Source organism: Paenibacillus sp. FSL W8-0426 (genome assembly GCF_037969725.1).
GTDB classification, from domain to species: Bacteria; Bacillota; Bacilli; order Paenibacillales; family Paenibacillaceae; genus Paenibacillus; species Paenibacillus hubeiensis.
Genome location: NZ_CP150203.1, coordinates 2563118 through 2583443, shown reverse-complemented (window position 1 = coordinate 2583443; position 20326 = coordinate 2563118). Strand labels below are relative to the sequence as shown.

Sequence of the window (20326 nt, the reverse complement as noted above, 5' to 3'; positions counted from 1 at the left end):
CGTAACACCAACCTCTTCGTATGGAAGGCATCGCAGCCCGCAGTCATCGGAATTTACGCCGGTCCCCTTTGATTAATGCAGCGAGTCTTTTAAGTTCCATATTTCCGCATCGTCTTCTCCGGTTGGGAAAACTCCCTCAGCGGCTTGGCAACAACTCGCCTAATCAACAACGTACCCGTCATACCGATGGCAAATATGAGCCCAGCCATGCCGGCGGACGGCAGAAAAGCGCCGACGGTAATGCCCATTGCGGCAATCATGCGCGCACCCTGCATCATCATGCCGTTCACGGCCATATAGGAGCTGCGTGCTTCCACGCTGACCATTTCAGCCAGCTCCCGCTGGCGCAAGGGCGTGTGAATCAGCTCTCCGACGGTGGCAACCAGCATGAACAACGCGAGCAGCAACGGCTCGTTTGTATAGGCGATGACCGCAAAACCCGCAACGTACGCCACCGAACCCAGCGTCAGCCATTTCACCCGCTGCCATGGCCGGTCATAACGTTTGAGCAATGCATTGATGCCCAGCGCCATCACCACGATCAGAATCGTATTCTCCATTTGGATCAGCCCAAACATATGGATGCCATGGAGTTCCATCGCAGGCAGGAAAGGAAGATCTACCGTAAGGGGAACAAACTCTCGTTCCAATCGGACGCCGATATATTGGGTGAGATGAAACTCGGTCGATAACAACAGCAGCATGCCAAGGCTGTATGCCATAAAACGTTTGTCCTTGTAAACGGACTGGTACGTTTGGAGCATCATTGCCGCCCCCCTAAAGCGCATTCCCCGCTTCCCCTGCATCGGTCGAGGTTGATATGTCTCCTTCACCCGAAACGCGGTCAACAGAAGGATGCACAGACTCACCAAAGCCATGGCCATAAACAGCTCAAACCGGTAATCCTTAAACATCCACCCGCCGATGGCCGTGCCGAGCGTGATCGACAGGTTGATGGCCCAATAATTGATGCTGTACATCAGCGTTCTCGTTTCCGGCGTGCTGACGTCGATCAGCATGGCATCCGCCGCAGGAGCTCCAATGCCGTTCGCCGCCCCATGCAGCATGACCATGGCAAAGGTCAGCCAGACCGAATCGATCCCCGGCGCATTGGCTGCCGCCATCAGCACAGCGGCCGCAAACAGCACGCCTTCGGCATAGATCAGTACTTTTTTCCGTCCATATCGATCTGCCAGGTACCCACCCCAGAAGCTTGCGGCTATACGCAAAACGATGAGCAAGACCATCAGCAGGCCAGCCGTTTTCTCTCCCAGCTTTTCCGAAAAATAAATGGCCATGAACGGAAAAATCATCGCTTCGATCGTTCGTGTCATGAATACCGTCAAAATCCGAATACGTATCGTGGGGTGCAATTGCTTCAAGCTCATGTTCATTCTCCTTTGCCAAGTACATACAAGGTCGAGCGCATCGTGGCGCTCTCATGTATAATTGTATCTGGCAAAAGGAGAATAAAAAGTGTACCTTATTGCAACGTAATTTCACCTTTTATCCCATAACAGGAGATCTATCCATGCAAATTCATGAATATTACATGCAGCTTCATCAGCTTCGGGAGCATAGCGATACTGCTCCGGACGGCTCGTATGCCGTCACGATCGAACAGCTTGCCAAGCTGTTTCACTGCACGCCGCGAAACGTCAAGCTTGTGCTGCGCAAGCTTGAGCAGCAGCAATATATCCGTTGGCAGCCCGGCCGTGGGAGGGGAAACCCGTCGAGGCTTGCCCTGATTGGCGAACCCGCAGACGTGGTCCTTCCCGTACTGCATTCCCTGCTGCTGGAATCGCGTTTCAAAGACGCCTTCGCGCTTGCATCCGATGCGTCGCTCCCTCTCTCCGTAAAGCAAATGGCGCAATCCACAATTGCCCGCCAGCTGGGATTGCGGGTAGAAACCGCGTCCGGAGCACCGCTCGATGTGCTGCGGGTCATGCAGAACCGAGAACTGAAATCGCTGAACCCTCATGCGGTGTTTACCGTATTCGAAGCCTACCTGATCGATAATATATGCAGCACGCTTGTGGAATACGAACCCGACGTACAGCGCTTCGTTCCACGTCTTGCCCATGCCTGGGAACATAACGGGGATTACACCTCATGGACGTTCTACTTGCGCAAAAAGGTGTCCTTCCACCACGGCCATGAATTGACTTCGAAAGATGTACGTTCCACCTGGGAACGGCTGCGCGATGCATTGCCTGGGCCGTATACGGAGAGCCAGTACGTGAAAAACGTTCAGCTGCATGGGGATTATGCCGTTGAATTCCGCTTCCACAGAAGCAATCGCTTCTGGCTTCATTTCGCAGGCTCCATACAGATGTCCATCCTGCCTTCCGATTGGATGCCCGGGGAAAGCCGGTTGATCGGAACAGGGCCATACCGCATCGCGGAGCAGGACAAGCAAATGCTGCGCCTGGACGCCTTTGACGGCTATTACGGCCTTCGCCCGCTGCTCGACCGGGTGGAACTCTGGTTCCTGCCGGATGTGTACACGAACGAACGACACTACATGCTGCCCGATCCCCGGACTCCGGGCCCCGGCACGAGCCTGGAAACTTCGGGCAAACAAGCTGAGCGCGTTCATTGGCCGCAAACGACGGAATGGCAGCGCACCATGCTCCCCATAGCCCACGGTGCCCGCTATCTGCTGTTTAATTTCCACAGGCCGGGCATCCAGCATAACCGCGCATTCAGGCAGGTGATACGCATGCTGTACGATCAGAAAGCGTTGGTTAGCCAGTTAAGAAAAAATACGATGCGCCCTGCCGACAGCTTCCTGCCGGAAGTTAGCGAAACGGCGCCATTTCCAACCTTTTCATCCGACGAGGTACGCAAATTACTTCAACAAAGCGGGTATAACGGGCAGGAAATCCGTCTCTTTTTTCTGGCTAAAGAGGAGGAAACTTCCGAGGCAGAGTGGCTTAGGCAGCGCTGCGCCGACATGGGCATCCACCTGTCGCTCCATCCCATGCAGCAAGTGGATTCATCATGGATTCAGCAGGAGGCGGACATCATGCAGGCGGACGAACTGTTGGAAAAAGATCTGCAGTGGGGAATGTTCAGCTTCTTCATGAACCGCTCCAACTACATCCATCATTTATTGGAGGTGGAGCAACTGCGGCAGCTGGGAACGCTCCTCGAAGGATTCGTGCAGCAAGGCGAGCAGGAACGCTGGAACATCCTGCTGCGCGCAGAGCAGCTATTAAAGGAAAACCTCTGGCTGCTGCACGGAAGCCATACCCACAAAAAAAACCATCTGCATCCTGCGCTGCAAGGATTGCAAATGGACTCTTTCGGCCTGATCGACCTGTCTCAAGTATGGATCAAGCACGGAGATGCACTTTAGGAACGGACCGATCCCGGAGATGGCCACCCTTTCGCATGATCATAGAAGCGTGAGAAAAGGCAACCGTTGAACAGCCCGCTCGATGTTGCTGTTGCCGTTCCTTCATGCTCATTTTGGCACCTCAATCCGAAAAAAAGGCGAACATCCGCCAAAATTGCTGACGTGATATTCGCCTTTTAAACGCATTCTGGGGATGTTCACCCGAATCCATTCTACAGCCCTTACAAGGTGATGGAGTCCCCCGGTGCCATGACGCGTCCTTCCCGTCCTTTGGCAGCCAATTGCTGCACGAAGCGTTCGGCATCCTGGCGAATGACCGGGAACGTATCGTAATGCACCGGAATGGTCAGCTTGGCATTAAACCACTCCGCAGCCTGCAAGGCATCTTCCGGCCCCATCGTGTAGTGGCCGCCGATCGGTATAAACGCCACGTCGATCGAGTGGCGCTCGCCGATCATTTTCATGTCGCCAAACAGGCATGTATCGCCGGCATGCAGGACCGTTTTGCCCCCGATGTTGATGATGTAACCCGCGGGAACGCCCGCATACATGATCCGCTGCTCCTCTTCGAGCACAATGCCCGACGTATGGAAAGCTTGGATCATTTTCGCCTGCGCAAAGCCGAGATCCACCGTTCCGCCCATGTTCATGCCGATCGTGTCCAGCCCTTTCCATGACATGTATGTAGCCAGCTCCACGATCGCCACCACTTTGGCCTGATTGGCCTTGGCAATCGGTTCTGCATCCAGGATGTGATCCGTATGTGCATGAGTCAGCAGAACGACATCGGTTTTGACGTCCTCCGGCTTCGTAACGGCCAGTTCATTGCCGCGCAGGAACGGATCGATGAGCAAAGACTTCCCTTCCGTGCCCAGTTGAACGCTGGAGTGTCCATGATAAGTAATGTTTAACATTGCTGAAGCCTCCCGACCTGAGTGAATTTGAGAGTTGCGGGCCAGTACCCAACGTTGTCGCCACATTTGCGGCAAACTCACTACTTATTATAGTGCAAAACGCCTTTTAAGCGCAAAAGCGACAACGCCGGCACCTTTCATGCCTTGTTCATCCGATATACCCTGGCCTCGTAAGGCTGCAGCAGGATGGCACCTTCCTCTGTGGAATAGCGTTTGCCGACATTGCTGATCAGCAGCTTGGCTTCTCCTTCGCTCCATCCTTCCGGCCATTGCATGACCGGCTCCTCGGAACTGAAGTTGAGGATGATCAGCATCTGCTCGTTCTCCAACGAGCGGGTATACGCGTAAATGTGCTCATGATCAGGCAGCAGGAGTTCGTATTCTCCATAAATCAGCACGCGGTGCTTTTTTCGAAGCGCAATCATTTTGCGGTAAAAATGCAGAACAGATTGCGGATCAAGCTCCGCCTCTGCCACATTGATCTCCTTGTAATTGTCATTGACCTGAATCCATGGCTCCGCTTCCGAAAACCCGGCATATTCCGTATCGTCCCACTGCATGGGTGTGCGGGCATTATCCCGGCTTTTGCGCCAGATCGCCTCCATGACCTCATGCTTCGGCCTGCCCTGACCGATTTGCTGCCGATAATAATTCAGTGTTTCAATGTCGCGATACTGGTCGATCTCGGAAAACCGAATATTGGTCATGCCGATCTCTTCGCCCTGAAAGATGTACGGCGTGCCTTCCAGCGTGAGCATCCAGACAGCCAGCATTTGGGCTGATCGAACCCGGTACTTGCCGTCATCGCCAAAACGCGAAACCGGCCGCGGCTGGTCGTGATTGCCCATATAATTGGCGTTCCATCCCCGGCCGTGCAGCACCGTCTGCCACTGGCTCATGATTTCTTTAAGCTCGGGCAGCTTCCAGCTGCGGTACTCCCACTTTCCCGTCCCGGAGGATTGGGCGTCCACGAACATGTGCTCGAACTGGAACACCATGTTCAATTCGTCCCGGTCTGTGCCCACATACGCCAAAGCCTGCTCAGGTCCCAGCCCCGACGTTTCGCCAACAGTCATCGGGCCGTAAGGTTTGAGGACGTTGTCGTTCAACTGTTTCAGGATGGAATGCACCTGCTCCAGGTTGGAAAACAGTTGATATGCCGGGACGACCGGCAGATTACCGGGATTGTGCGCGCTGGGCAATCCTTCGGCCTTCGCGATATGGGCAACCGCGTCGAAGCGGAAGCCGTCGACCCCTTTTTCCAGCCACCAATGCACCATTTCGTACATCTCTTGTGCCATCTGGGGATTGTTCCAGTTCAGGTCGGGCTGATGCTCGGAATAAAGATGCAGGTAATACTCGTTCGTTTCCGGATCATGCTTCCACACCGAACCGCTGAAATACGATTCCCAGTTGTTCGGTACCTGCCCGTTTTTGCCCGAACGCCAAATGTAATAGTCGCGCCTTGCATTTTCCTTGGAGGAACGCGATTCCACGAACCAGGGATGCTCGTCCGACGTGTGGTTGAGCACCAGGTCCATCATGATCTTGAGCCCGCGGCGATGGGCCTCCTCCAGCAGACGATCGAAATCGTCCATCGTTCCGAACTTGCGCATGATCGAATAATAATCGCTGATATCATAGCCATTGTCGTGGCCCGGCGACTCATAGATCGGACAGATCCAGATGACGTCGATGCCGAGCGAAACCAAATAGTCCATTTTTTCAATGATGCCTTGCAAATCACCTTGCCCATCTCCGTTGGAATCCTTGAAGCTGATGGGATAGATTTGATATACGACGCTTTCCTTCCACCAAACGATAACCGCCACCTCATTTCAACGATTGCAAATCAACATAGGAGCGTGAACTCCGCGAGCTGATCGGATGCCCTTGATTATGTTTTAGCCGAAATGCCTGGTGTATAAACACCCCCTTATGAATGCATGAAAAAAAGACCTCCCGGGCAGAGGCCTAATTTCGGTATTTCATCACCGCGAGCCGAACCTTAATCTGACCCACCCTCTGCACATCGCATAGCCCAGCCAAGCACCCAGCGTATTCAGCATGAGATCATCCACGTCAAATGTCCCGACGCGGGTGAGCAGCTGGGTAAATTCTACCGCAAGCAGCAGCACGATCACCGCTGCCGTGAACCGGAAAAACGTCCGGAAGCTGCGAAACAGAACGGGAATCCATAAGCCGAGGGGGACAAATAATACGATGTTGCCGAACAGGTTTTTCACCCAAGCTTCGGTCGTAAATTTATGCTTTTCCAGCAGCAGCGGTTTGACCGTCTCAAACGGAATGAGATTGTATCGATAGCTTTCTCCCGGCACCCTTCCGTTCGCGAACAGCAGATTGCCCATGAACAGCAGGTAGGCAGCGGCAAACAGCGCAACGCAAAGCGTCCATCTCCGTGAGCCTGTCCATGTTTTCTTTGGCATGGGCGAAGTCCTTTCTGCCTGAATTTTCAACAAACCGGTGACTTCATTTTAGCGGAATATAGATTTTCATGTCCAACTGCTGCGGCGTGGATTTCCATACATCCGTCACTTCGAAGTCCGGTCCCTCCCTGCGTTCATAACCGGATTGGGGCAGCCAGCTGCCATAGATCATTTTGCGGATATCCTGTCCCGACCCTTCGACCGTGAATTCGGCATATAGGCCCCCGGGAAGTTCTATCCAGGTGAAACCCGGTTTCAGGTTCTGCCCATCGGCTGCCCCGCTCTCCTCGCCGACGATGAACGAGAACCCGCCATCGTCGGCGAAGCGGCACGCAACGCCATACGCCAGATCGGGACGCGACCGTTCGGGGATGTCCATAAATTTCTGCGATGCGCCGAACTCCTGATAGAACCCGGGGATTTCCGAATAATGCTGGTCATTGTTCAGGTTGGTCATGTACTCGTAGCCGATAATCCGGATCGGATTCAGCGTTAATAAACGGGGTGCTCTCATATACATATCTCCTCCAAGCCGTGAGCGATAATCGTTAAAATCAATGACCGACTGGCTCTTCAAGGAACAAGGCTCCTCCTGCATTTTTCGAAACCGCGCAGGTGTCATCCCCCAATGTCCTGCAAATGCACGCGTGAATGCTTCCTGGGATTGATACCCCCATGCAAGCGCAATATCCAGAATCCCGTGCTCCGATTCGCGCAAATGGCGTGCCGCTTCGGACAGTCGCCTCCTGCGAACGTATTCCAGCACAGTGAATCCCGTAATGGCTTGAAACAGCCGCTGGAAATGGAAGGCCGAGAACCCGGCAACCGCAGCCGTGGCCCGTATGTCGAATTCCTCCTGCAAGTGCTGCTCCAAATAGTGAATGGCGAGCTGAATTCTGGTGTAATGGTCCATACCAAATTGGTTCCTTTCTGTATCGGACGAATGGGTTTAACGATCTCTACATCATTATGGCCGATGGTTTAACGCGTTTTTTGATTTTGCGTGCGAACCTGTATTGGCAAACATCCGTTCTGCTGTTATGGTAATAACAGGATATGTATCGCGCGTCCGAATTCTATTTCAATGCAAAGGAGTCCGACATGAGCCGAAAATCCCGTCCACCAGCGACTTCGCTCGCCTCGCCGGCAGCGGCAGCAGCCGAAATGAAAATCCAGCGCCCCAAACTGCCGCGCCAGCTTGAGCCGCGCTCTTTAGACTCACTTATTCTTCATGACGAAGGCACCATCCTGCCTGGCTTGTATGAAAACGGAACGATATCCGGGGGCGAAGCGGGTAAAGTGATGCTGGAGCAAACGCATTTCAAACATATCGTTTTCGACGACGTTTCCCTGCCCGGAGCGGAGATCACCGACGTCATCTTTGAGCAATGCGACCTGTCCAACGTGAACCTGACCGATGCGATCATGCATCGCACCCATTTCATCCATTGCAAAATGGTCGGGCTCGACCTGTTGGGTTCAACGCTCCGCAACATCCGGTTCACGCATTGCCTGGCCGATTATTCGACCTTCCGTTTTGCCAATCTGAAACAGGTCGCCATGGAAAACAGTTCGTTTACCCAAGCGGATTTCTACAGTGCCACGCTGAGCAAGGTCAGGCTGCACGAGATCAATATCGACAAAGCCCAGTTTTCCAGCACCCCGCTGCGGGACATCGACATCAGCACCTGCGAATTCCACAATCTCGGCATTACGCTGGAAGATCTGCAAGGCTGCATCATCTCGCCCCCGCAGGCCATCCTTTTCACCAAAATCTTTGGCCTTGTGGTGAAAGATGAATGACTGAGTCATTCCACCCTATCGGAAACGAAAATGCACTCGTGCTTAGAGAGCATTTTTTGCGTTGATGCAAAAGGTGGATGCAAAAGGGACACGCTTTCCAATTGAACGAGCTCATCAACCTGCCAATACCTTCAAATGATTCCGGCGACCCGAATCCCGATCCTCCCCGTGTTAACCGGCAAAAAGATCCCCATATTCCTGTACACGATAACAACTCGTGCTGAAATATGGGGATATGAACATGCACCACATTTAGACATACGCTCCATCATTCAACAATGTGGACCGCTTAGCATCAGCCTCTCCAAAATCCGGACACGGGTTCAATGCCCCAAATATCGGTGGCATACTCGCTGATCGTGCGGTCGCTCGAAAAGATGCCGGATTTCGCCGTATTCAACACCGCTTTGCGGGTCCATGCAGGAACATCCCGGTATGCCGCATCAATGGCTGCGTGCGCGTCTGCGTACGAAGCGAAATCCCGAAGCACGAAGTATTCGTCGCCATGGGCAAGCAGCGAGTCGTAGATATCCCAAAATTCGCCGTCCCGGCAGCAGAACGCACCGGGATGCACAAGCTGCTCCACCACTTGGCCGAGACGTTCGTCCTGTTGTGCCACCTCGCGCGGCCGATATTGCCCGGAACGATAATATTCGGACACTTCTTCTGCACGCAAACCAAAGATGAACATGTTCTCTTCCTCGACTTGCTCCGCCATCTCCACGTTGGCGCCATCCATCGTACCGATCGTGAGCGCCCCGTTCATCATGAATTTCATGTTTCCCGTACCCGAGGCCTCCTTGCCTGCGGTCGAAATCTGTTCGCTGACATCGGCAGCCGGTATGATCTTTTCGGCCAACGAGACGGAATAATTTTCAAGAAACAGCACTTTCAAACGGTCCTGAACCGAACGATCCTGATTAATCGTATCGGCCACCGTATTGATCAGCTTGATGATTTTTTTGGCAAAATAATAGCTCGGCGCTGCCTTCGCTCCAAAGATGAACGTGCGCGGTACGAGATCATACGAAGCATCGTGCTTCAAACGATTGTATAAGTGCATGACATGCAAAATGTTCAGCAGCTGACGTTTGTATCCGTGAAGCCGTTTGACCTGCACATCGAAAATCGAATCCGGATTCACGGTAACTCCCGCATGATCCAGAATGTATGCTGCCAGCCGCTCCTTGTTGGCCCGCTTGATCGCATGGAATTGCTGCTGAAAAGCCGCATCCCCGGCATAAGGCACCAGTTCATTCAGCAAGCCCGGCTGCGTGATCCAGTCCGTTCCGATCGTATCCGTAATGAGGGCGGACAGTTTCGGGTTCGCATGCATAAGCCAGCGGCGATGGGTAATGCCATTGGTCTTGTTGTTGAACCGCTCGGGATAGAGCGCATAGAACGGGGCCATCTCGCGCTCTTTCAAAATTTCCGTATGCAAGGCGGCCACCCCGTTCACGCTGTGACTGCCGACGATGGCCAGGTTGGCCATGCGTACCTGATCGTTCGCGATGATCGCCATCTGCTCGATGCGGTTCTGATCTCCCGGATAACGCTCGATCAGCATGGCGCAAAACCGTTTGTTGATTTCCTCTATGATCATGTAAATGCGTGGCAGCAGCTTGCTGACCATGGACACCGGCCATTTTTCCAGCGCCTCGCTCAGGGTCGTATGATTTGTATATGAAACGGTCCTTACTGTAATATCCCATGCCTCATCCCAGCCGTAACCCTGAATATCGATCAGGATGCGCATCAACTCCGGGATGACCAGAGTGGGATGGGTATCGTTAATATGGAAGGCGACTTTGTCCGGTAAGCGGTCATACGGCAGATCTAGTTTGTTAAACGTGCGCAAAATGCTCTGCACTCCGGCAGAACACATGAAGTATTGCTGCTTGAGCCGCAGCAATTTGCCTTCGTACTGCGAATCGTCCGGATACAGAAACTCCGAGATCGATTCGACGGACCGGCTGTAATCCAGATAGCCGTAGTAGTTCGACGGCGTATCCAAAGAAGTTTCGCGCTTCGGTTCGGCGCTCCAGAGCCGCAGCGTATTCACATGGGGCTGGCCGTAACCGATGATGGGGGTATCGTAAGGCACGGCTACGACCGATTCCGCGTCTCTGGTGGCAAACTGCATGCGGCCATCCTGTTCGTACGCCTCCACCCGACCCCAGAACTGAACCTCCACTTTTTTGTCCGGACGGCGCACTTCCCATTCATTGCCTTTGTCCAGCCAATTGTCCGGCAGTTCGACCTGATTGCCATTGATGATCTTTTGCTCGAACAGACCGTATTTATATCGGATGCCGCATCCATGGCCAGCATAACCGAGCGAAGCCAGCGAATCCAGGAAACAGGCCGCGAGCCTTCCCAAACCGCCATTGCCCAGCCCTGCATCGGACTCCTGTTCCTCCACCTGTTCGAGCGAAATTCCCAGCTCGGCCAAGCTGCTGCGTACCAGCTCCAATTCATTCACGTTGAGCAAATTGTTGCCGAGCAGACGTCCAATCAGGAATTCCAGCGAGAAGTAGTACACCTGTTTATCCTGACGCTGCTTGAATCCCTGATTCGACGCCGCCCAATCATGGCCTGCGTATTCACGGATCATGCTCCCGAGCACGTGGTATACGTCATCCAACGTTGCCTCTTCCGGCAGTTTGCCCAATTTGCTGATCAGATTCCGTTGAAAAATGCTTTTGAATGCTTCCTTATTGTCAAACAAAAGTAGGTTCCTCCCGGTGAAACCCTGTATATGCGGAGGGGGTTCGCCTCGCTGTGCGCCGGATGAACTCCGCCCTCCATTCGTCTTTCCCAAGCATATGCAGGATTTTATTTTGTAAAGGTTCAGCAAGTTCGGCCTGAATTTTAAAGGCTGGTGCTTTTCGCCAAAACGTAAGGACTATTCTCGTTGCCGATCAACGTCTGCCCTCCGCTGAGCCTGACGTCTTTATCCAGAATGACGTTCTCGAGCACGGTTCCTTCACCAATATAACATTTCTGCATGATGATGGAACCCTTGATTTTTGCCCCCTTGGCCACATGTACGCCACGGAACAGTATGCTATCCTCCACTTCGCCGCCGACGATGCAGCCGTTCGCAAGCAGCGAATGCTTCACCTCTGCGGTATCCAAATATTTTGCAGGCGCTTCGTATTTGATTTTGGTATGCACCGATTGTTCCTTGAACAATTGCTCATACAGCCCGTTATTCAGCAATTCCATGCTGTTCCGGTAGTAACTGTCCACGGAGTTGATTACGGCATGATAGCCTTCATAGGCGTACGCTGCAATGCTCAAGCCATCCGGATTCCTCTGGATCGCGTCACGGAAGAAATGGCTCTCGCCATGCTCGATGCATCGCTGCACCTGGCGCAGGAACAACTCCTTTTCCATGACGAAAATTTCTGTATATATATTCGGGTGGCCAGCTTCTTGGTGAATGTCCAGCACATTGCCGTCCCCGTCATCTTCCACCTTGATGCAAGCTTCGTGTTCAGGCAGCAGCCGGTCTACTTTTTTACAAACCAGTGTAACGTCTGCGCCTTTGCGTATATGAAATTGATAAACATCCTGCAAATCCGCCTTGGTGACATGCCGGCTGCCGGCATGAACGACATATTGGCCCGCTCCCCGACGGAAGAAGTCCAGATTGTTGTGAAAATGCTGCAAATCGCCCAGCGAGCTGTCCGTTGGATCGTTCCAATCCGGCGGCAGGATGAACATGCCTCCGTGCTTGCGGTCCAGATCCCACGGTTTGCCATCTCCCAAATGATCCATGAGTGACCGGTATTTGCGGCGCACAAATACGCCGATGCTTTCAATGCCTGCATTCATCATGTTGGACAACACAAAATCGATCAGACGGTAACGCCCGGCATAAGGTACCGCGGCACCGCAGCGAAAGTACGTCAATTCCTTCAGCTCTTCCAGTTCGTGGTCCAGATTGATAACGCCGATCAATGGTTTCATCGCTTGCACCGTCCCCTGTCATCAAATTAGGCTTTGCCTGCCATGCTTATCCGCAAACGTCGTTCCAGCTCTTCCTGGTCGACGAGCAGCACGTCTCTCTCATCCTCCGGAGACAGCCGCGCGCCGTCAGGAATGACCAATCCTTCGGCAACAATGGTTCTGTGAAGGCGTACATTGCGTCCGATCCGAACTCCAGGCATCACTACGGAATCAACGATCAAACTGCCTTCTCCCACCTCTGTCCCGTAGAACAACACGGAATGGTTGATCTCTCCATGCACAACGCTGCCCTCGCTAACGATGCAGCTGCGCAATTTCGCCGATGGAGAAATGTATTGGGCCGGCTGATTGGGATTCCGCGTATAAATCCGCCAATCGGGATCATTCAGATTCAGCGGCGCTTCTTCATGCAACAAATCCATGTTGGACTCCCACAGGCTGTAAATGGTACCGACGTCCTTCCAATAGCCTTTAAAAGGGTAGGCGTATAACGATTTATCATGGGCAAGCAGCAATGGAATGATGTCTTTGCCAAAGTCATAGGAAGTAGATGGCTGCTGTTCATCGTGAATCAAAAACCGTTTCAGCACGTCCCACTTGAACAGGTAGATTCCCATGGAAGCCAGGGTACTTTTCGGCACGGGCGGTTTTTCCTCGAATTCATGGATGCGATACGTCTCGTCCGTATTGAGCAGGCCGAAGCGGCTCGCTTCCGCAAGAGGCACTTCGATCACCGAGATGGTGCAGTCGGCATTCTTTTCTTTGTGATACTGGAGCATGCGCTCGTAATCCATTTTGTAGATATGATCGCCTGACAGGATCAGCACGTGCTCGGGATCGAACTGTTCGATGAAATTCAGGTTGCGGTAAATGGCATCGGCGGTGCCGCGGTACCAGTTGCTGCCGTTCTCACGCTCATGGGGAGGCAGAACGTAAACGCCGCCGTTTTTTCGGTCCAGGTCCCAATCGCTGCCGATTCCTATATATGAATGAAGCACCATGGGCTCATATTGGGTCAACACCCCGACGGTATCAATGCCCGAGTTGGAACAATTGCTCAGGGGAAAATCAATGATCCGGTACGTTCCGCCAAAAAACACGGCCGGTTTGGCCAAAGATTTCGTCAACCCTTTCAAACGCTTGCCCTGCCCTCCGGCGAGCAGCATGGCTACAACTTCTTTTTTTGCCATCGTTCAGCCTCCTCCACGTTCATTTTTACGCATCTTTCAAGCCTTGCTACGTTTTTCCGATGTGTGGACGCTGATGTGATGATCTGAATTTTCCGCACGAGCCGTGCAGTCTATAATCCATGCGAAGAGTTCAAAGAAAAGCGGGACCATTTTGCGTTTGTGACTGTAGTGGATCGGGATGAATAAAATCGGGTAAGCAAACCTGGAACAGAAACTCGCTTAAAATAGAAAAGGGGAGCAAAGCACAAGGTGTAGTTGCATTGTGGGAAATCGCGATGTTTGCTTTCTCAACATTAAACCGGACTTGCAGAGGATAAACATGCAGATGGATGATCAGGCAATCGTTTGGGTCAGTCAGGATCACTCCCTTCTTCTTGCCGTGGTGATTAAATGTAAGTATTCGGTAAGGAATTTCAAAATCCTTTTGGTTCATCCCGAAACCGAACTGGAAAAATAAGTAATTCACAAAAATAAGCCGGGATTTCTCCCGGCAGCTTTCTTGCGTCATTTATACAATTTTGCGGAACAACTCCATCACTTCTTCTTTGCTCGGCTGGTACGGATTGCCCGGTGCGCAAGCGTCCTTCATGGCATTATCGGCCAACAGTTCGATATCAGGGTCCTTCACTCCGAGTTCTGAGAGCTTTTCCGGAATGCCAACCTCCCTGGACAACTGCCTTATGGCCTCGATCACGTATTCGGAGCATTCCTCGTCCGATTTGTTTCTCACATCCATGCCGATCGCTTTGGCGATATGGCGAAATTTATCCGGCACATGCTTGGCATTCAGTTCCTCCACGTAAGGCAGCAGCATGGCGTTGCATACGCCGTGAGGCAAATCATATACGCCTCCAAGCTGGTGAGCCATGGCATGAACGTAACCCAAACCCGCATTGTTGAAGGCCATGCCTCCCAAGAAACACGCATAGGTCATATGCTCGCGCGCCTCCAGATCGTTACCGTCCCTCACTGCACGGGGAAGATATTCAAAGATCAGTTCCACTGCCGCAGCAGCGGTTGCATTCGTGACCGTAAATGCCCCCGGCGTGACCATCGCCTCGACGGCATGGGTTAAAGCATCCATTCCCGTGGCGGCCGTCAGGCTGGACGGTTTGCTGAGCATCAGTTCCGGATCGTTCACCGACAGGGAGGCAAGACAGTTCGGGTCCACCATCACCATTTTAACCTTGCGTTCTTCATCTGTAATCACGTAGTTAATCGTCACCTCGCTTGACGTGCCGGCCGTTGTGTTGATCGCCACGATCGGCACGGATTTGTGCTTCGATTGGTGCATGCCTTCATAATTCCGAATATGCCCGCCGTTGGTTGCCACGATGCCGATCGCCTTGGCTGCGTCCTGCGGGGAGCCGCCGCCGATCGAAATGATGGCATCGCATCCATGCTTCTGGTACACTTTCAGCCCCTCATGCACATTGTGACATGTCGGGTTGGGCTGAACTGCATCATATACGATGTAGTTTAGCCCGGCTTTTCTTAATATAGACAGCACCTGATCAGCTACGCCGGAAGACATCAGCCCGCGATCGCTTACGACAAGCGCATTCCGAATTCCCATTTCCTGAATCATGTTGCCTGCATCCTGCAAGCAGCCTCTGCCCATCAAGTTCACGGGCGGAACATAATATGCATGGGTTGCCATCTGAACCAGCCTCCTGTATCCCCTGATTTACTGTTTTCATTGTACTTGAATCCGTTTTCAACTATAGTGAAATAAATCACAACCATTGCTGCAAATGTTACACTTTCGGGAATTATGGGTACTATATAAACCGCAATCATAAATTACACTAGGCCACTGCGAGTGCAGTACCCTCTTCCGATGCAGCTTTCTTTCAGAAAGCTTTTAGGCGAACGCTTCGCTTCCCCAGAATGGTTCTGCCTCTCCGTTAACGTGTGTATGTTTTTGTGGTTTTTATAGACGCGAAAAAAGCGGCACCGAAGACTATGCTTCCATGCCGCTAAACCATCATGAATACTTTTCTTATTTTGCCAACAACTCTCGGATCGGCGCATAGTGCACAGGATATGACGCTCCTTGCTCAAATCCCAATTTGCGTGCTATCGCGGCAGAGTCGTGACGAAAATGTTCTGTCGTCCAATGCGGCGTACACCCATGTTTCAGGCAAGTCCGCACATACTCGTGAGCCATCGCCGTAGCAAGCCCCTGCCCCCGATGTTCCGTACCGTACACCACAATGCCGACCTCATGATTGCTTTCGTGAACAAATACCGAAATGCAGGTGCCCACCACCTGATCACGATATAACACACAAGTGCCGAATCCATAGCGATAGAAATCGTCCAAGGAGTGCCAAAATTTCAGGATCTCCGTCACGATCACACCACCAGCATCCTGACGAACGCTCTCTGGATCAACCATGCGAAGCTGGTATTTCGGGGATGATTCGATAGGACCGTGTTCATAATCATAGCTAAATTTCTCGAACATCTCCTCACGGAAACAAAACGGGATCCTCCATCCTTGCCGCAGTGCTCCCCCGAACATTCTGCCGACCACAGCGTCCCATTCCTGTCCGGGCAGCGGATATGTTTCCAGATTCAAGGTATCTTCACCGGCATGCAGAGCTTCCGGCAAAAGCCTGGATACGATCGTTTGCTCTGCAAGCCGATTAAAGCGTTCGTGACCAGATCGGCCCACCAGGTAAAACATTTCATTTCTCGCCCACACCAAGGCGCTTTGGGGGGCCCTGGCATCGTCCACATAGACCCGGCCGGCCTGTAACCCGGACGCCACACCGCCCATGACCACTTGACCATTAGTGTTCGATATGAGCGGCAGTACCCGTGCCCGGTCGGCAGGAGTCATCAATTCAACTAACATTCGAATAACCTCGCATTCTTTGCATGAGCTGCTTCAGGGATAAAAAAGGCTGATCAGCCGTCTATGCCTCAGAATGCTTTCGTGTTATCTTTCGTATCCGTTCACCCCTTTATACGGGATAATCGTCCATTCAACTTGCCGCATTCGGCATTCCATTACCTTACAACGCTTTGTCGTCGACTCCATCGAGCCAAGCTTCGATATCGCCAATGACGGAGGAAACGCATCCGTCCTCGAACGGGGAAATCAATCCGGCCAACTCGACCAGACCTGTAAAGGAACGGCTGCCGCCAGCTCGGCACAAGGTCAGGTAATCCGCCCATGCAGAAGCCATATCCTCGTTGCTGCGCTTCCAGAATTGGAACGCGCAAATTTGCGCAAGCGTGTAATCGATGTAATAGAACGGCGAGGCGAAAATATGGCCCTGCTTATGCCAGAATCCGCCGCGCTCCAAGTATTCGTTATCCTTGTAATTGATATGCGGCAGGTACGTTTTCTCGATATTGCGCCACGCCTGCTTGCGCTCGGCAGGCGTCGCGTCCGGGTTCGCATACACGAAATGCTGGAACTCATCCACGGCTACGCCATACGGAATGAACAGCAGCGCGGAGGACAAGTGGTCGAACTTGTATTTGTCCGTATCTTCCTTGAAAAACGATTCCATCCACGGATAGGTGAAAAACTCCATGCTCATGGAATGGATTTCTGCGGATTCATAGGTTGGCCAGTTGTATTCCGGCACTTCGAAGTTGCGGCTCTCATATACCTGGAAGGCATGGCCCGCTTCATGGGTCAACACGTCGATATCGCCCGATGTACCATTAAAGTTGGAGAAAATGAACGGCACTTTGTAGTCATTCAGGAACGTGCAGTAGCCGCCGCCTTGTTTGCCTTTTTTGCTGACCAGGTCCATCAGTTCGTTCTCGGTCATCATTTCGAAAAATGCACCCGTTTCCGGCGACAGCTCGTTGTACATTTTTTTGCCGTTTTCGATAATCCAGTCCGGGTCGCCTTTCGGCGTCGGATTGCCTGTAGGGAAGCTGAATCCCTGATCGTAGAAATACAACGTATCCACGCCGATCCGGCTGCGCTGGCGCTCTCTCAGCTTGGAAGCCACCGGCACGATGTAATCGCGGACCTGGGCCCTGAAATTCGCGACCATGTCGGCGTTGTAATCCGTACGGTTCATGCGGTCATAGCCCATCTCCACGTACGATGGATATCCGAGCTTTTTGGCGATCTGCGTCCGCACTTTGACCAATTCGTCATAGATGCGGTCGAATTCCGTTTCATGCTCGGCCATGAAAGCATAACGGGCTGCCGAAGCGCGTTCGCGCATGGAGCGGTCCGTCGACAATTCGAACGGAAGCAGCTGCGGAAGCGTGCGCTCTTCGCCTTCGAACGGAATTTTCGCCGACGCGATCAATTGGTTGTATTCGGTCGAAAGTTTGTTTTCCTTCTGCAGGTCTTCAATGACTTCCGGGCTGAACGTTTTGAGCGAAAGCTCGGCTAAGCGGAACAATTGCGTGCCCCACTTCTCTTCCAGCTTGCTGCGGAACTTGGAATTCACCAATGCGCGGTAAAAATCGGTTACATACTCCTGAATGATCGGCGCGCTATCATCCAGAAAATCCTGCTCGGCTTTGTAGAACTCATCATTGGTGTCAATGGAGTGACGGATGTAAACAAGCTGTGCCTGCGTCTCGAAATCACTGCGCAATGCATTGATTCGATCCATGTAGCCGCTCTGTTCTTCGAAAGATTCCGATTGTTCAAACCCTTTCAACAGTTCCCGAAAGGACTCTTTGATCTGCTCGAGATCGGGACGCGTATACGTATATTCACTGAATTTCATTATGTACACCCTTTCCAAATGGGAATATTTCGGGCAAACCCCGAGTGACTCCCCCTATTATACAAAAGAGAAACCTAAAAATCCCATCTTTACGAAAAATATTTATCCAAAGGTCAAATCTTCGGACATGCAGGGTGATTTCTTTTACGCTTTCATGTCAGATTCATCGATAGACCCGCACTTTTCGCATAGCAAACAAGCCACCCTCGCATGAATCGCGAAGCCGGCTTTATAAGCTTGTCCCTGTTTCAACTTTTCAAACAGATAACACTAGTGTTTCTCCTTGTCGACCATCTGGAAGAACCAGCCCATACCAACCATGCCCACGACCATAATGGCAACCAAAAAAATGATGTAACCCATGAATGACCCTCCTTGCATCCGTTTATTCAACATACATAATATCAGTTTACACGGGGAAACGACATCTGGCTTAACCGAACATTGACAAAAATGCGACATCTGCAATTTTATTAAAAATCAGACGGAAAATCCGCTGCAAAAATGCGGTAGACCATGATGTATCTTTCCCTTTTCGCAGGAATTCTACCCTGTTTTCAAGCAAATCGGCATCATGCGCGAATTTCCATACGGTCCGTGAACGGTGTATACTGGATGTCTGGATCGGGGAAATGGCCATTTCCTCATCCCCGAACTTATATACGAATGATTTTATCAGAAAGGTGAATGCAATGTCGATTCGCTTATCACTGCGCCAATGTTGTTTTGCAATGCTGCTTTCCATGACGGTGATCCTCTTGTCGGCCTGCGCCGACGGCGAGGCTCATTTGAACGTCAATCTGGACGGTTCCTCCGACCTGACCCTGAAGCTTGGGGTAACCGACTCCGCGCTTGGAAAGCTCGGACAGGACAATTTGCTGCCCCTGCTCGGAGATGCACTGAAACGGAACGGTTTCACCACCGAAGTCACTACCGAGAAGGAACGCAGCCAGTTGACGGCCAAGGCCCATTACGAGAGCAAAGGCTCGACCGACTTTGACCTGTCGAACCTGCCTACCGGAATTCAGATTGACCATTCCGTAACGCCCGGCTTCTTCTTTAACAGCTATCATATCTCCGCGGTTGCTGACCCCATGGAATCCATGCCAGACGGAGAAATCAAGGATCAGATCAGCAAAGTGCCCGAATTTCTGAGAAAGCTATTGCTGAAAGACGTCAACTTCGATTTCAAGTTAACCCTGCCGATCAAAGCCAAGGATTCCAATGCCGATGAAGTCGAAGATCGGGGCAAGACACTGGTCTGGCACGTCGATCCCCTTGGAACGAATACACTGGACATGACCGTGCAGGTCCCGAACATCCGCAATATCATCATCATCACCGCCATCGGCTTGGCTCTGATCGCAGGACTGCTCACGTGGTGGCTGGTTCGACGCAAACGAAACAAGGGCCGGCATCAAAGCTAGGTTAACCGAAAAATGCAAGAGAATGACAGCATTCGATTTGCGACTTGCCAAACGTTGTAAGGAATAGTAGAATACACCCGTACTGTGTGAACGGTCAATCGATGAAGGAATCGTTAAAAAGAGGTGAACCTTTTCATGAACATCCGGGAATGCCCATTGCCTGGCATTGGAGTAAAGTATCAATTCTCCACCAAAAGCGGCAACCAGCTGGTCATCATCAAACATGAAGACGGACGACGCGAATTGTTTGCAGTCGATCCGGACGACCAGGACGAGCTTACTCTCATCGCGGAATTGGAGGACGACGAATGCGTAACGCTCTCCGGGCTTATCGGAGGCTGGTCCTAAATCCACGATGATCGCATCCTGAGAGATGCTGCCGGACAATGTCCCTTTATCCAAACGATATGCAAGATCCGTTGGGCAATGCAGCCCGTATGCGGCGCTAGTCCTGACTTCCAAACCGTCATTCTGCATGCCGGACTGACCAC

17 protein-coding genes are annotated in these 20326 nt (G+C 52.1%); 4 read left to right on the top strand and 13 right to left on the bottom strand.

What is annotated here, in order from left to right; translation table 11 throughout:
* Positions 1-89: 89 nt before the first annotated feature.
* Positions 90-1388 (bottom strand): MFS transporter, encoded by a 1299-nt coding sequence (locus MKY59_RS11970; protein ID WP_339277766.1) that lies wholly within the window; start codon positions 1386-1388, stop codon positions 90-92.
* A gap of 143 nt (positions 1389-1531) precedes the next feature.
* On the opposite strand from MKY59_RS11970, the gene MKY59_RS11965 reads away from it, so the two are divergent.
* A complete protein-coding gene (locus MKY59_RS11965; RefSeq protein ID WP_339277765.1) occupies positions 1532-3361 on the top strand; it encodes an ABC transporter substrate-binding protein in 1830 nt (609 codons plus the stop codon).
* Between the two features lie 221 nt (positions 3362-3582).
* On the opposite strand, the gene MKY59_RS11960 is transcribed toward MKY59_RS11965, so the two are convergent.
* The 4 genes from MKY59_RS11960 to MKY59_RS11945 form a co-directional block, all read right to left on the bottom strand.
* The gene (locus tag MKY59_RS11960; protein ID WP_236419341.1) at positions 3583-4275 is read right to left on the bottom strand and encodes a metal-dependent hydrolase; all 693 of its coding nucleotides are present in this window, start codon (positions 4273-4275) and stop codon (positions 3583-3585) included.
* A gap of 137 nt (positions 4276-4412) precedes the next feature.
* Complete coding sequence (locus MKY59_RS11955; RefSeq protein WP_236419323.1) at positions 4413-6107, bottom strand: alpha-glucosidase; 1695 nt, start codon at positions 6105-6107, stop codon at positions 4413-4415.
* A 159-nt stretch (positions 6108-6266) separates the two neighbouring features.
* Positions 6267-6722 carry a VanZ family protein gene (locus MKY59_RS11950; protein ID WP_339277763.1) on the bottom strand — a complete coding sequence of 152 codons (456 nt, stop codon included), beginning with the start codon at positions 6720-6722 and terminating at the stop codon, positions 6267-6269.
* Positions 6723-6765: 43 nt separating this feature from the next.
* A complete protein-coding gene (locus MKY59_RS11945) occupies positions 6766-7635 on the bottom strand; it encodes an effector binding domain-containing protein (RefSeq protein WP_339277761.1) in 870 nt (289 codons plus the stop codon).
* A 188-nt stretch (positions 7636-7823) separates the two neighbouring features.
* On the opposite strand from MKY59_RS11945, the gene MKY59_RS11940 reads away from it, so the two are divergent.
* On the top strand, positions 7824-8525 hold the full coding sequence (locus MKY59_RS11940) for a pentapeptide repeat-containing protein (protein ID WP_236419317.1): 702 nt from the start codon (positions 7824-7826) through the stop codon (positions 8523-8525).
* Positions 8526-8820: 295 nt separating this feature from the next.
* Here MKY59_RS11940 and MKY59_RS11935 read toward each other — a convergent pair whose 3' ends face one another.
* The 8 genes from MKY59_RS11935 to MKY59_RS11900 form a co-directional block, all read right to left on the bottom strand.
* Positions 8821-11253, bottom strand: a complete 2433-nt coding sequence (locus MKY59_RS11935; protein WP_339277759.1) for a glycogen/starch/alpha-glucan phosphorylase — start codon at positions 11251-11253, stop codon at positions 8821-8823.
* Between the two features lie 143 nt (positions 11254-11396).
* On the bottom strand, positions 11397-12500 hold the full coding sequence (gene glgD / locus MKY59_RS11930) for a glucose-1-phosphate adenylyltransferase subunit GlgD (RefSeq protein ID WP_236419313.1): 1104 nt from the start codon (positions 12498-12500) through the stop codon (positions 11397-11399).
* Between the two features lie 26 nt (positions 12501-12526).
* Entirely contained in the window at positions 12527-13690 is a 1164-nt protein-coding gene (locus MKY59_RS11925) for a glucose-1-phosphate adenylyltransferase (protein WP_339277758.1), read from the bottom strand.
* 130 nt (positions 13691-13820) lie between these two features.
* A complete protein-coding gene (locus MKY59_RS11920; protein WP_339277756.1) occupies positions 13821-14198 on the bottom strand; it encodes a hypothetical protein in 378 nt (125 codons plus the stop codon).
* The gene (locus MKY59_RS11915; protein ID WP_236419280.1) at positions 14199-15350 is read right to left on the bottom strand and encodes an iron-containing alcohol dehydrogenase; all 1152 of its coding nucleotides are present in this window, start codon (positions 15348-15350) and stop codon (positions 14199-14201) included. It abuts the gene before it with no gap.
* A 342-nt stretch (positions 15351-15692) separates the two neighbouring features.
* Positions 15693-16553, bottom strand: a complete 861-nt coding sequence (locus tag MKY59_RS11910) for a GNAT family N-acetyltransferase (protein WP_339277754.1) — start codon at positions 16551-16553, stop codon at positions 15693-15695.
* Between the two features lie 160 nt (positions 16554-16713).
* On the bottom strand, positions 16714-18408 hold the full coding sequence (locus MKY59_RS11905) for a M3 family oligoendopeptidase (RefSeq protein ID WP_339277752.1): 1695 nt from the start codon (positions 18406-18408) through the stop codon (positions 16714-16716).
* 433 nt (positions 18409-18841) lie between these two features.
* The gene (locus tag MKY59_RS11900) at positions 18842-19153 is read right to left on the bottom strand and encodes a hypothetical protein (protein WP_339277750.1); all 312 of its coding nucleotides are present in this window, start codon (positions 19151-19153) and stop codon (positions 18842-18844) included.
* Here MKY59_RS11900 and MKY59_RS11895 point away from each other — a divergent pair.
* A complete protein-coding gene (locus tag MKY59_RS11895; RefSeq protein WP_339277749.1) occupies positions 19140-19835 on the top strand; it encodes an LPXTG cell wall anchor domain-containing protein in 696 nt (231 codons plus the stop codon). The two genes, MKY59_RS11900 and MKY59_RS11895, sit on opposite strands and share 14 nt — an antisense overlap.
* Before the next feature lie 135 nt (positions 19836-19970).
* Positions 19971-20183 (top strand): hypothetical protein, encoded by a 213-nt coding sequence (locus MKY59_RS11890; protein WP_236419223.1) that lies wholly within the window; start codon positions 19971-19973, stop codon positions 20181-20183.
* Positions 20184-20326: the final 143 nt, after the last annotated feature.